The 13,503-nt window shown below is 53.7% G+C and carries 12 protein-coding genes; 2 read left to right on the plus strand and 10 right to left on the minus strand.

The features are described 5' to 3' along the window. Positions 1-302: 302 nt before the first annotated feature. From dedD to pdxB, 7 genes are all read right to left on the minus strand, one after another. Positions 303-965 carry a cell division protein DedD gene (gene dedD, locus D9741_RS15285; RefSeq protein ID WP_130207256.1) on the minus strand — a complete coding sequence of 221 codons (663 nt, stop codon included), beginning with the start codon at positions 963-965 and terminating at the stop codon, positions 303-305. Then, the gene (gene folC, locus D9741_RS15290) at positions 955-2,223 is read right to left on the minus strand and encodes a bifunctional tetrahydrofolate synthase/dihydrofolate synthase (protein WP_130216942.1); all 1,269 of its coding nucleotides are present in this window, start codon (positions 2,221-2,223) and stop codon (positions 955-957) included. The genes dedD and folC overlap by 11 nt, the downstream gene beginning before the upstream one ends. Before the next feature lie 73 nt (positions 2,224-2,296). Next, on the minus strand, positions 2,297-3,211 hold the full coding sequence (gene accD, locus D9741_RS15295; RefSeq protein ID WP_064526523.1) for an acetyl-CoA carboxylase, carboxyltransferase subunit beta: 915 nt from the start codon (positions 3,209-3,211) through the stop codon (positions 2,297-2,299). 155 nt (positions 3,212-3,366) lie between these two features. Next, positions 3,367-4,026 carry a DedA family protein gene (locus D9741_RS15300; RefSeq protein WP_000364330.1) on the minus strand — a complete coding sequence of 220 codons (660 nt, stop codon included), beginning with the start codon at positions 4,024-4,026 and terminating at the stop codon, positions 3,367-3,369. An 82-nt stretch (positions 4,027-4,108) separates the two neighbouring features. Continuing rightward, a complete protein-coding gene (truA, locus tag D9741_RS15305) occupies positions 4,109-4,921 on the minus strand; it encodes a tRNA pseudouridine(38-40) synthase TruA (protein ID WP_001283597.1) in 813 nt (270 codons plus the stop codon). Beyond that, a complete protein-coding gene (locus tag D9741_RS15310) occupies positions 4,921-5,934 on the minus strand; it encodes an aspartate-semialdehyde dehydrogenase (RefSeq protein WP_130216940.1) in 1,014 nt (337 codons plus the stop codon). The genes truA and D9741_RS15310 overlap by 1 nt, the downstream gene beginning before the upstream one ends. Before the next feature lie 65 nt (positions 5,935-5,999). Next, positions 6,000-7,136, minus strand: coding sequence for a 4-phosphoerythronate dehydrogenase PdxB (gene pdxB / locus D9741_RS15315; RefSeq protein ID WP_130216938.1), 1,137 nt, complete (start codon positions 7,134-7,136; stop codon positions 6,000-6,002). 99 nt (positions 7,137-7,235) lie between these two features. Here pdxB and flk point away from each other — a divergent pair, with 99 nt between their 5' ends. Further along, positions 7,236-8,228, plus strand: a complete 993-nt coding sequence (flk, locus tag D9741_RS15320) for a flagella biosynthesis regulator Flk (protein ID WP_130216936.1) — start codon at positions 7,236-7,238, stop codon at positions 8,226-8,228. Here the strand turns inward: flk and D9741_RS15325 are convergent. Together D9741_RS15325 and fabB are read right to left on the minus strand one after the other, a co-directional pair. After that, positions 8,225-9,403 carry an MFS transporter gene (locus D9741_RS15325; RefSeq protein WP_130207268.1) on the minus strand — a complete coding sequence of 393 codons (1,179 nt, stop codon included), beginning with the start codon at positions 9,401-9,403 and terminating at the stop codon, positions 8,225-8,227. The genes flk and D9741_RS15325 overlap by 4 nt on opposite strands. 285 nt (positions 9,404-9,688) lie before the next feature. Further along, positions 9,689-10,909, minus strand: a complete 1,221-nt coding sequence (gene fabB / locus D9741_RS15330; RefSeq protein ID WP_000817178.1) for a beta-ketoacyl-ACP synthase I — start codon at positions 10,907-10,909, stop codon at positions 9,689-9,691. Between the two features lie 158 nt (positions 10,910-11,067). Between fabB and mnmC the strand changes: the two genes are divergently transcribed. Further along, positions 11,068-13,074 carry a bifunctional tRNA (5-methylaminomethyl-2-thiouridine)(34)-methyltransferase MnmD/FAD-dependent 5-carboxymethylaminomethyl-2-thiouridine(34) oxidoreductase MnmC gene (mnmC, locus tag D9741_RS15335; protein ID WP_130216934.1) on the plus strand — a complete coding sequence of 669 codons (2,007 nt, stop codon included), beginning with the start codon at positions 11,068-11,070 and terminating at the stop codon, positions 13,072-13,074. Positions 13,075-13,195: 121 nt separating this feature from the next. On the opposite strand, the gene D9741_RS15340 is transcribed toward mnmC, so the two are convergent. Then, positions 13,196-13,474 carry a YfcL family protein gene (locus D9741_RS15340; protein WP_000559761.1) on the minus strand — a complete coding sequence of 93 codons (279 nt, stop codon included), beginning with the start codon at positions 13,472-13,474 and terminating at the stop codon, positions 13,196-13,198. Positions 13,475-13,503 lie beyond the last annotated feature (29 nt).

The following is a 13,503-nucleotide window of genomic DNA, read 5'->3' on the forward strand; positions in this document are numbered from 1 at the left end:
GCGCCAGCGTCGCATCAGGCAACGGCTGCCGGGTGCAGCGTGAACGCCTTATCCGACCTACAGTTCTGCTCCAGCACAGGCCTGATAAGACATACTGGCGTCGCATCAGGCAACGGCTGTCGGATGCGGCGTGAACGCCTTATCCGACCTACTGTTCTGCTCCAGCACAGGTCTGATAAGACGCGCTGGCGTCGCATCAGGCAACGGCTGTCGGATGCGGCGTGAACGCCTTATCCGACCTACTGTACTCCCCCTGCGTAGGCCTGATAAGACGCGCCAGCGTCGCATCAGGTAAAACCGTATTAATTCGGCGTGTAGCCCATAACCACGCCGCTCAAACCAGAGATCTGCTTCAGTTCGCCAAGCGATCCTTTCAGCTTATCTTTTGAGGCATCTGGCCCCACGAGAATACGGGTAATTTTACCCTGCACTGGCGTCGACGGCGAAGTATAAACCCGATATCCCGCGCCACGCAGCTTACCGACAATCTCATTCACTTTATCGGCATTTTTCAGCGCGCCCAGTTGCACAACATAGGCTTTACCCGTCGGCGCTGCCTTTTCTTCAACAACCGGTTTCGGTTCTGGCTTCGGCGGGGGCGGCACTTCAACCTTCGGCTTAGGCGGATCCACCGGTTTCGGTTTCGGTGGAGCGACCGGTGCAGGCTCAGGTTCAAACACGGTATTATTGGCCGCAATGGTTGTCGGGTCGAGCGAAGGCGCTGCGGCATCACCTGCCCGCACCTCTTCTGCCGCGCCTTCTGGCGGCTGTGTCGGCAACGCCTGAGTGGCGGCTGGCATCATATCTGGCTCGTCACGATCGCCCGCTTTCGGCACCAGCGGGATTGCTGCGAACTCATCCTGATAATGTTTTTTCTGCCCATCAAGCAATCCTGGAAGCACAATAACTCCCAGAGCTACCAGCACAATAGTGCCAACTAACCGATTCTGAAACTTACTCGCCACCGCTTCTCCTCGCGTCAATCACTTCCATGACATGTGCGACCGTATGGAACGAACCACACACCAGCACGGTATCTTCCGGTTTAGCGTCCGCCATTACGGCTTCCCATGCCTGCGCAACGCTATCGAATGGTTTGCCGTTCCCCAGATGCTCAAGCAGTTGTGCTGCCGTGGCACCGCGCGGCCCTTCCAGTGGCGCACAATACCAGTCATCAACCACGCTTTTCAACCAGGCCAGTGTTCCGGCAATATCTTTATCATGTAGCATACCGATAACCGCCAGCACGCGCCCGTTTTTCGGTAATGCTTTCATGCGTCCGGTAAGATATTCCGCCGCATGAGGATTATGGGCGACATCAAAAATAACGCGTGGCGTCTCGCTCACAATCTGGAAACGTCCAGGCAAAATTGCGCTGGCAATACCGTCACGAATTGCCTTTTCACTGACTTCCAGGCCGCTGGCACGCAGTGCCGCCAGCGCTGTTGCGGCATTCGGTTGCGGGACAAGTGGCAACGGTAACCCCGCCAACGTGCCGTGAGCGTCGGTAAATGACCAGTCATGGTCAGTGACGGAATAATTCCACTCAACGCCACAACGTTGCAACAGTGCGCCTTTCTCCTGTGCTACATCGGCAATGGTGTAAGGCATTTCCGGTTCACCGACGATTGCCGGTTTTTCGCTGCGGAAGATCCCCGCTTTCTCACGGCCAATGCTTTCACGATCTGGCCCCAGCCAGTCGGTATGATCCAGCGCGATACTGGTTACCACGGCAACATCAGCATCGACAATGTTAGTCGCATCCAGACGACCGCCCAGACCTACTTCCAGAATCACCACATCGAGTTGCGCCTCTTTGAACAACCACAATGCCGACAGCGTACCGTATTCAAAATAAGTCAAAGAAATATCGCCGCGCTCGGCCTCAATCTCGGCAAAAGAAGCCGTATGGGCCGACTCCGCCAGTTCTTTGCCCTGTATACGAACGCGCTCGGTATAACGCACCAGATGCGGCGAACTGTAGACCCCCACCCTGTACCCTGCCGCCATCAGAATCGACTCCAGCGTACGGCAGGTCGTGCCTTTGCCATTAGTTCCCGCAACGGTAAACACAAACGGTGCAGGTTTAAGGACGCCAAGACGCGCCGCAACCTGGCTGACGCGATCAAGGCCGAGATCGATAGTTTTACTGTGCAGGTTTTCCAGATAAGAAAGCCACGAAGCCAGAGGCGACGCGGCTTGAGGAGTGCGTTTGATAATCATGGTATCCGCTGATTCGTTACGGGGAGAATAAATAGCAAAAGGGCAGAGCCAGTGGCCCTGCCCTTATCAGTTATCAGGCCTCTGGTTCCTGATCCGGCACCGGTGGCACCACTTCGCCTTCACGCGGCGCATCAGGATTAGGCGCTGGCAGATTCATCAGCTTCGCCAGAATGCTAGCCAGTTTCAGGCGCATTTCCGGTCGACGGACGATCATATCGATGGCGCCTTTCTCGATCAGGAATTCACTGCGCTGGAATCCTGGCGGCAGTTTTTCGCGAACGGTCTGTTCGATAACGCGCGGACCGGCAAAGCCGATTAACGCTTTCGGTTCAGCAATATTGAGATCGCCCAGCATCGCGAAGCTTGCAGAAACACCGCCCATCGTCGGGTCGGTCAGTACAGAAATGTACGGTAACCCGCGCTCCTGCATTTTCGCCAGTGCCGCAGAGGTTTTCGCCATCTGCATCAGCGACATTAACGCTTCCTGCATACGTGCGCCACCAGAAGCGGAGAAGCAGATCAGCGGGCAGTTATCTTCCAGCGCTTGCTCAACGGCACGCACGAAACGAGCGCCAACCACTGAACCCATTGAACCGCCCATAAAGGCGAATTCGAATGCCGCAGCGACAACCGGCATACCGTACAGAGTGCCTTTCATCACCACCAGCGCGTCTTTTTCGCCGGTTTCTTTCTGCGCAGAGGCCAGACGGTCTTTATACTTTTTGGAGTCACGGAACTTCAGCACATCTTTCGGCTCAAGCTCGCTACCCAGCTCCACAAGGCTGCCTTCATCTAACAAGCTATGCAGGCGGTTACGCGCCGACATACGCATGTGATGGTCACACTTCGGACAGACCTCAAGATTACGTTCCAGTTCAGCGCGGTATAAAACCTGACCGCAGCTATCACACTTAGTCCACACACCTTCAGGAATGCTCGCCTTGCGGGTGGGAGTAATGTTGCTTTTAATTCGTTCAATCCAGCTCATTAGGGACCTTTCTGTCTGAACCTGGTTCGATGCCAGTTTTATCTTTGGGGACGCATAATGCCATTTTTGCCCCCAACAGACCATGAATGTTGCACATTAAAACATAACAGCCCGAAACTTTGGATAAAAAAGTGGTCGAACCGCGGAGTTACTTTTTATTTTGCGGCGCGTGCCGCTGCGCGTTTGTGACGAATAAATTCGAAAACCCCAGGCAATATTGAAACAAAAATAATGCCAACAATCATCAGTTTAAGGTTACTCTGAATGAAAGGGAGCGTGCCGAAGAAATAACCTGCGTAGGTAAAAATCAGTACCCACAACAGTGCACCAATCACGTTAAAAGCGGCGAAATGACGATACGACATGTGGCCCATTCCCGCAACGAACGGCGCGAACGTTCTGACGATCGGTACAAAACGGGCGAGAATAATTGTTTTGCCGCCATGTCTCTCGTAAAACTGATGAGTCTTATCAAGATAACTACGACGGAAAATTTTCGAATCCGGATTACTGAACAGTTTGTCACCAAATAACCGCCCAATGGTGTAGTTGACCGCATCACCCACAATTGCAGCAATCAACATCAGTACCACCATCATATGGACGTTGAGATCATTAGTCTCCAGAGATGCCAACGCGCCAGCGACAAACAGCAACGAATCACCAGGCAGGAAAGGCGTTACCACCAGCCCGGTTTCACAGAACAGAATCAAAAACAGAATGGCATAAACCCAGACGCCGTACTCTGCGACCAGCTCCGCCAGATGCACATCAATATGCAAAATAAAATCGATGAGGAAATAAATCAGGTCCATAATTGCCTATGCCTTGTACTCTTCATTTCTCAGGCTGTAACTGCATTGGCTACAGCCTGAAATTTTTAGAGCATTATTCTCATTAGTCCGCCAGAAACAGCGGGCCCATTGGCGGTTTTGGAAGATCAAATCGGTCAGGGTAATCTACCGCAACCAGATACAGCCCTTCCGCTTTCGCCGTTGCTGCCGCCAGCGTTCTGTCCTTTGCCGCTAACAGCTCTGCTATCCAACTCTCTGGCTGGTTGTGGGCGCCTACTTCCATCAGGCTACCGACAATATTCCTCACCATATGATGTACAAAGGCATTCGCTTTGATATCTACCACCACATAAGGACCATGTCGCGTGACGTTAATATGCATAACGTTGCGCCACGGCGTTCGGGACTGGCACTGCACCGCGCGAAATGAGGTGAAATCATTCTCGCCCAACAAGCATTGCGCAGCCCGATGCATCCGTTCGGCATCCAGCGGTTCGTAGAAGTGGGTCACACCTTTACTCAGCACTGCCGGGCGCAGCCGATGATTGTAGATGATGTAGCGATAACGGCGAGCCGTGGCGCTAAATCGGGCATGAAAATCATCAGGTACAGCTTTAACCCAACGCACGGCGATGTCACCAGGTAAATTCGCATTTACGCCTAATGTCCACGCGGCGTCTTTGCGCTGCGCGGTGGTTTCGAAATGCACTACCTGCCCGGTGCCGTGTACGCCTGCGTCAGTACGCCCGGCGCAGAAGACGGTGATGGGCTCGTTCGCCACCTGGGAGAGCGCCTTTTCCAGCTTCTCCTGCACACTGCGGACTTCGTTCTGCCGTTGCCAGCCGTAATACCTACTGCCGTCGTACTCAATGCCCAGCGCAATTTTATAAACTGGCGGTTGTTGCTGGTCGGACATTAGTACAGATACTCCTGCACCAGTTTCTCGGCGATTTTCACTGCCATCAGTGCGCCGCCAAAACGGACGTTATCGGCCACCGACCAGAACTGGATTTGCTCTGGAATACCGTAATCATTGCGCACGCAGCCCACAGAAAGATGCGGCGTACCCGAAGCATCCCCTACCTGAGTCGGGAATTCGTTCTCTTCAGAGAGCACAATATCTTCGCCCTGAGCAAACGCATCACGCGCTTCTTCTGCCGCCAGCGGACGCAGAGCTTCAAAGTTAACCATCTGAGCGTGACCGTAAAATACCGGTGCCTGCACGACGCTTGCCGAAATCATCAGCCCTTCGTCCTGCATGATTTTGCGCACTTCATCGACGATACGACGTTCTTCGCGCACGCTACCTTCCCTGTCCGGCAGTAACGGCAGCATGTTGAACGCCAGCTGACGTCCGAAGAAATCTTCTTCGTCAATCGGAATGCCGTTGAGCAATTTCGCACTCTGCCCCGCTAACGCATCGACCGCTTTTTTGCCCTGTGCGGAGGCTGAAATCAGGCTGGTAACGCTAATACGCGACAATCCGCCCTGATCGATTAACGGTTTCAGAGAAGCCAGCAGCTGGCTGGTCAGGCTGTCCGGTACGGCGATGACATTACGGTTACGGTAATCAGCAAGTACAAACGGGTTTACTTCCGGCACCACCAGCGGTACGTCGGGTTCGAGAGCAAACAATCCGCTGCTGTCGATAACCAGGCAGCCTGAGTTGGTTGCTTCTTCAACCCAGGTCGCGGTCGCTTCTTTGCCTGCGACAAAAAACGCCAGTTGCGCCTGCGTCCAGTCAAATTCGGCAGCATCCTGCACGGTGATTGTCTTACCACCAAAGCGCAGATGTTCGCCTGCGCTTTCGTTACGTGCCAGTGCATAAATTTCCCCAACCGGGAACTGACGTTCAGCCAGCGTTTCAATCAGGGCTTCGCCCACAGCGCCAGTTGCGCCCAGGACGGCAATGTTCCAGCCTTCAGACATGGTGGTTTACTCCAGAAAATGCAAAGCTCCCTGCCTATGTTACAGCAGAGAGCATGAAGAAGAGATTAACGAGCCGGATGATGAACGGCGTTAAAACCCAGTTTACACAGTAATGATGCCGCACTGGCGTCATTACAAATCACATACAGAGACGACCATTCACGGCGCTCAAGGTAATTTTTGCGCAGTTTATCGAACTCACCCGGTATTCCGGCGACTTTACGCAACGGCGCATCGTCGCGGCGCACATCATACACCAAATGCACCAGCCTTTTTAGCGTCGGCTGATCGAGCGGACCATGCAGCGTGATGCGGCCAAACTCCGGCGCGGGCAGCAATGTATCCAACGCCACGTGCTGTTCATGACCAATAAACTTGCTGTAGGCTTCAAACACTTGCGTTGTGCCACGCGCTTTACCTTCGAGGGTATAGCCCGCGATATGCGGCGTGCCGATATCCACTTTTTGCAGCAGCTCGACGTTGAGTTCTGGCTCGCCTTCCCAGACATCCAGCACCACGCTTAACTTCTGACCTTCATTCAGGCAGGTCAGCAGTGCCGTATTATCGACAACGGCACCACGGCAGGCGTTAATCAGAATTGCCCCCGGCTTCAGGCTGCGAATCAGTTTTTCATCCGCCAGATGCCGCGTTTTGTACGGACCATCTTTGAAGAGTGGCGTATGGAAAGTCAGAATGTCTGCTTGCGCGACCAGTTCATCAAGAGGACGGAAATCCCCCTCATCCCCACGATCGGCGCGTGGTGGATCGCAAAGTAATGTTTTGATCCCCCACGCTTCCAGCCGCGCCTGTAACCGTCGCCCGACGTTGCCGACGCCCACGATCCCCACGGTACGCTCGTGCAGTGAAAATCCATCGCGTTCGGCGAGCATCAGCAGTGACGAGAAAACATATTCCACTACCGCAATCGCATTGCAGCCAGGTGCAGCAGAAAAACCAATTCCCGACTGCTTTAACCACGCTTCATCGACATGGTCCGTCCCCGCGGTCGCGGTGCCAATAAATTTTACCGGCTTTCCTGCCAGCAAAGATTCATTCACTTTCGTGACCGAACGCACCATCAAAGCATCTGCATCATCCAGTTCAGCAACTGGAATTGGACGCCCCGGAACCGCTTTCACCTCCCCCAGACGACTAAATAATTCGCGGGCATAAGGCATATTTTCATCAACAAGGATTTTCACGTTTGTGGTACCTGTATGAGAACGAGAGTTAACCGGACAAGTGTGCCATAATCTCGCGGCCAGGCATACTTGCGATGATTTCAGGTATAAGGATACGTAATGATACAACCAATTTCCGCCCCTCCTGGGCAACCACCGGGTCAGGGGGATAAACTGTCGTCTGGCGCAGGCAATCAGCCTTTATCCAGCTTGCAACGTACAGTGCTGGAAAGTTTGATAACCAAAGTGACTTCGCTGACGCAACAGCAGAGCGCGGAATTGTGGGCTGGTATAAAGCACGACATCGGTCTGCCGGGCGATTCACCGTTACTTTCACGCAATTTCCCCGCCGCAGAACAAAACCTTGCACAACGTTTACTGGCCGCGCAAGAAAGCCATTCTGTCCGCCAGCTTTTGGCGCAATTGAGCGAGTATTTACGGCTGGGGAATAATCGTCAGGCGGTCACAGATTACATTCGTCATAACTTTGGTCAGACGCCGCTGAATCAACTCTCACCGGAGCAATTAAAAACCGTCCTGACGCTGTTACAGGAAGGGAAGATGGTTATCCCGCAGCCGCAACAGCGCCAGGCGACCGATCGCCCTTTGCTACCGGCAGAACACAATACGCTTAAGCAACTGGTGACTAAACTCGCGGCGGCAACAGGAGAACCCAGCAAACAGATTTGGCAATCTATGCTGGAACTTTCTGGGGTAAAAAATGGTGAGTTGATCCCGGCCAAAATGTTTACCCACCTGGTTACCTGGTTGCAGGCACGCCAGGTGTTAAGTCAGCAAAATACACCGACGCTGGAGTCGCTTCAGATGGCGCTAAAACAGCCACTGGATGCCAGCGAGTTGACAGTATTATCGAGCTATGTTGAGCAAAAATATGGCCTTTCTCAGCAATCAGCCCTGACTTCCGCACAGGCCGAGGATATCCTCAACCAGCTTTATCAACGGCGGGTGAATGGGATTGAACCGCGAGATATTCAACCGTTGCTCAATCCCTTTACGCCATTCATTAACACAATGCAAGAAATGGCCATGCGCCCCAGCCTGTGGATATTGCTGACCGCCATCATCGTGATGTTGGTCTGGTTATTGAGTTAACCACGACGAAATGACAGTATCGTCACGATAATCCCCAGCACCGCCGATATCGCCCCGGCAAGGAATACCGACGAGTAGCCAAATGTGGTCGCCAGGACACCTGCCAGTGGCCCGGAAACACCGAGGGCGATATCCTGAAACGCCGCATAACCGCCGAGCGCAGTACCGCGAACCTGAGACGGAACGCGCTTAACCACTTCCACACCAAGCGCCGGGAAGATAAGTGAACACCCTGCCCCGGTTAACGCCGCACCAGCTAATGCCACCCACGCGCCAGGCGCTTGCCAGAGCAGCAACAAACCTACCGTTTCGACAAGCAAAGAGACAATCGCCACTTTCACGCCGCCAAAACGGTCTGGCATCCAGCCGAACATCACGCGCATCACGACAAATGCGCCGCCAAATGCGGTGAGTGTAAAACCTGCCATCGCCCATCCTTTGCTGGCAAAGTAGAGCGATACAAAGGTTCCGATAACCGCAAAGCCAACGCCCTGAAGCGCCAGACCAAGACCCGGTTTCCAGATAAGTCCGACAACGCTCCACAGCGATGGACGTTCTCCCGCCATTGCCGGTACTTTGCGGACTGTGCCGTTACAAGCCCACGCCAGTAAAGGCAATGCCATTGTCGTAAGCGCCAGTGCGGCAAAACCGTAATGGCTATGAATCAACAAGCCAAGCGGTGCGCCCACCGCCAGTGCGCCATAAATCGCCATCCCGTTCCACGACATCACTTTGCCTGAGTGTTTCGGCCCGACAATGCCCAATCCCCAGGTCAAAGCGCCCGTCAGCAACTGGCTTTCGCCAAAACCAAGAATCAAACGCCCGACGACCAGCAGGGCAAATTTAATCGGTGCGGAGACAGGCAAAAGCGCCGCCAGCAGCAGCGCGCCGCCAGCCAGACCACAGGCGAACATGCCCTGAAGCGCCGAACGTTTTGCACCATATTGATCGGCCAGTCGTCCGGCGTAGCCACGCGTCAGCACCGTGGCCAGAAACTGAATGCCGACGGCAATCCCGACCATGGTGTTGCCATAGCCCAGTTCATGATGAACAAACAGCGGGATAACCGGCAACGGCAGCCCTACGGTCATGTAAGTTAGAAAAACCGCAAAAGCGATGCGGAAGAGCGAAAAATTGGCAGAAGATCGTGTTTCTGTTTGGCTTACAGCAGTCATGCATTACTCCAGAATGCAGCGCAAGGCGAGGAGTCTCCCCGTCTCATCTCTCTGGTTTTCAGGGTTACGGTGCGTTGGCAGGATTTAACGCGTACGTCTTTTCAGAAGGAAATCGACAAAGCGGGAAGTTTGCCTGGAACAGGCGGCGATTGTCAATGATGTGAAAAAGGGAACCATCGGGTTCCCTTATTCTTTAGTGCCGGAGGCAGCATTGGCGCGTAACGTCGGATGCGACGCTGGCGCGTCTTATCCGACCTACTCCGACCTACTCCGACCTACTCCGAATTAATCTTTCAGCTTACGCATTACCAGCGTGGCGTTGGTGCCGCCGAAGCCGAAGCTGTTAGACATAACGGTAGTCAGTTCGCGATCGGTCGTTTCGGTCACGATGTTCAGACCCGCAGCCTGCTCGTCCAGCTCTTCAATGTTGATGCTCGGGGCGATAAAGCCGTGTTCCAGCATCAGCAGAGAGTAGATAGCTTCCTGTACGCCAGCAGCACCCAGAGAGTGACCGGTCATTGCTTTGGTTGCAGAAATCGCCGGGCTCTTATCGCCGAACACTTCACGGATAGCTGCCAGTTCTTTCACGTCGCCAACCGGAGTCGAAGTACCGTGGGAGTTCAGGTAGTCGATTGGGGTATCAACACCGTGCATCGCCATCTTCATGCAGCGCACTGCGCCTTCGCCAGACGGAGCAACCATGTCTGCGCCATCAGACGTTGCGCCGTAGCCAACGATTTCAGCGTAGATATGAGCACCACGTGCCAACGCGTGTTCCAGTTCTTCGACCACCACCATACCGCCGCCGCCAGCGATAACGAAACCGTCACGGTGAGCGTCATAAGTACGGGAGGCTTTTTCCGGGGTGTCGTTGTATTTGGTAGACAACGCGCCCATTGCGTCGAATTCGCAGGCCATTTCCCAGCACAGCTCTTCGCCGCCGCCAGCAAACACGATGTCTTGTTTGCCCAGTTGGATCTGCTCTACTGCGTTACCGATACAGTGTGCGGAAGTCGCACACGCAGAGCTGATGGAGTAGTTAACGCCGTGGATTTTGAACGGCGTGGCGAGGCAGGCAGAAACGCCAGATGCCATCGCTTTAGTGACCACATACGGGCCAACCGCTTTCAGGCCGCGCGGGCCGCGCATTGCGTCAGCGCCGAACACCTGGAAACGCGGAGAGCCGCCGCCGGAACCTGCAATCAGGCCAACGCGCGGGTTATTCTGGTAAGCTTCCGGGGAGAGGCCAGCATCTGCAATTGCCTGCTCCATAGAAAGGAATGCATAAATGGATGCGTCGCTCATAAAGCGCACAACTTTGCGGTCAATGAGGCCAGTGGTATCCAGTTTTACGTTGCCCCAAACGTGGCTACGCATGCCGGAATCCTTCAGCTCCTGAGAGAAAGTGATCCCTGAGCGTCCTTCACGCAGAGATGCCAGGACTTCCTGCTGGTTATTACCGATGCTGGAAACAATGCCCAGGCCAGTAATCACTGCACGTTTCATTCAATACCTCTGTAAGTCGCACATAGAGTAAGTTTCGAATGCACAATAGCGTACACTTGTACGCCGAACAAGTCCGATCAGCCAATTAATAGAGAAATTTGCGCAGCCTGGCACACATCGCTAAGATCGAGCCACCGCCTGTAAGACGAGTAACTTACGTGAAACACTACTCCATACAACCTGCCAACCTTGAATTTAATGCTGAGGGTACACCTGTTTCCCGAGATTTTGACGATGTCTATTTTTCCAACGATAACGGACTGGAAGAGACGCGTTATGTTTTTCTTGGGGGTAACCAATTAGAGGCACGCTTTCCTGAGCATCCACATCCTCTGTTTGTGGTAGCAGAGAGCGGCTTCGGCACCGGATTAAACTTCCTGACGCTATGGCAGGCATTTGATCAGTTTCGCGAAGCGCATCCACAGGCGCAATTACAACGCTTACATTTCATTAGTTTTGAGAAATTTCCCCTCACTCGTGCTGATTTAGCGTTAGCGCACCAACACTGGCCGGAACTTGCGCCGTGGGCGGAACAGCTTCAGACACTGTGGCCTTTGCCCCTGCCCGGTTGCCATCGTTTATTGCTCGATGAAGGCCGCGTAACGCTGGATTTATGGTTTGGCGATATAAACGAACTGACCAGCCAACTGGACGATTCGCTAAATCAAAAAGTAGATGCCTGGTTTCTGGACGGCTTTGCGCCAGCGAAAAACCCGGATATGTGGACGCAAAATCTGTTTAACGCCATGGCACGACTGGCGCGTCCGGGCGGCACGCTGGCGACATTTACTTCTGCTGGTTTTGTCCGCCGCGGTTTGCAGGAAGCCGGATTCACCATGCAAAAACGTAAGGGCTTTGGGCGCAAACGGGAAATGCTTTGTGGGGTGATGGAACAGACATTACCCCTCCCCTGCTCCACGCCGTGGTTTAATCGTACGGGCAGCCGCAAACGGGAAGCAGCGATTATCGGCGGCGGTATTGCCAGCGCGTTGTTGTCGCTGGCGCTATTACGTCGCGGCTGGCAGGTAACGCTTTATTGTGCGGATGAGGCCCCCGCGCTGGGTGCTTCCGGCAATCGTCAGGGGGCGCTGTATCCGCTCTTAAGTAAACACGATGAGGCGCTAAACCGCTTTTTCTCTAATGCGTTTACTTTTGCTCGTCGGCTTTACGACCAATTACCCGTTAAATTTGATCATGACTGGTGCGGCGTCACACAGTTAGGCTGGGATGAGAAAAGCCAGCATAAAATCGCACAGATGCTGTCGATGGATTTACCCGCAGAGCTGGCTGTAGCCGTTGAGGCTAATGCGGTTGAACAAATTACAGGCGTTGCGACAAATTGCAGCGGTATTACTTATCCGCAAGGTGGCTGGCTGTGTCCGGCGGAACTGACCCGTAATGTGCTGGAACTGGCGCAACAGCAGGGTTTGCAGATTCGTTATCAACATCAGTTACAGGATTTATCCCGTAAGGATGACTGTTGGTTGTTGAATTTTGCAGGTGATCAGCAAGCGACGCATCGAGTGGTGGTACTGGCGAACGGGCATCAAATCAGCCGTTTCAGCCAAACATCATCTCTGCCAGTATATTCGGTTGCCGGGCAGGTCAGCCATATTCCGACAACGCCGGAACTGGCGAAGCTGAAGCAAGTGCTGTGCTATGACGGTTATCTCACGCCACAAAATCCGGCGAATCAACATCATTGTATTGGTGCCAGTTATCATCGCGGCAGCGAAGATACGGCGTACAGTGAGGACGATCAGCAGCAGAATCGCCAGCGGTTGATTGATTGTTTCCCGCAGGAACAGTGGGCGAAAGCGGTTGATGTCAGTGATAAAGAGGCGCGCTGCGGTGTGCGTTGTGCCACTCGCGATCATCTGCCAATGGTAGGCAACGTGCCTGATTATGACGCTACACTCGTGGAATATGCGTCGCTGGCGGAACAGAAAGATGAGGCGGTAAGCGCGCCGATTTATGACGATCTCTTTATGTTTGCTGCTTTAGGTTCGCGCGGTTTGTGTTCTGCCCCGCTGTGTGCCGAGATTCTGGCGGCACAGATGAGTGAAGAACCGATTCCGATGGATGCCAGTACGCTGGCGGCGTTAAATCCGAATAGGTTATGGGTGCGGAAGTTGTTGAAAGGTAAAGCGGTTAAGGCGGGGTAATCTGCTTTGGCATTGTTTGTCGGATGCGGCGTAAACGCCTTATCCGACCTACGTGTGACCTGTAGGCCTGATAAGACGCGATAAGCGTCGCATCAGGCATGGTGCTCCAGACGCCAACAACTTACTGCTGTGACGCCTGCTGAAACAGGTGTTCCCACATATCGGTTACCAGCGCCTGGTCACGCGGCGACAATTCACCAGCACCAATGGCTTTTTCCAGACTCTGGCTAACGGTCGTATGCACCGCCTGAGCGGAGTGGTCATCACCACTTTCCAGTTCTGCGATAGCTAATGTCAGGTGGCCACGCAAATACCCACTGGCAAACAACTCATCATCACTGGCATGGTCAACCATACCGTCGATTAATGCCAGAATGCGTGATTCAAACTCCGCGATCATCTTCTTTCCTCATTGTAAAACGTGGCGCC

This window comes from Escherichia sp. E14V7, from assembly GCF_004212225.1.
Taxonomy (GTDB): domain Bacteria; phylum Pseudomonadota; class Gammaproteobacteria; order Enterobacterales; family Enterobacteriaceae; genus Escherichia.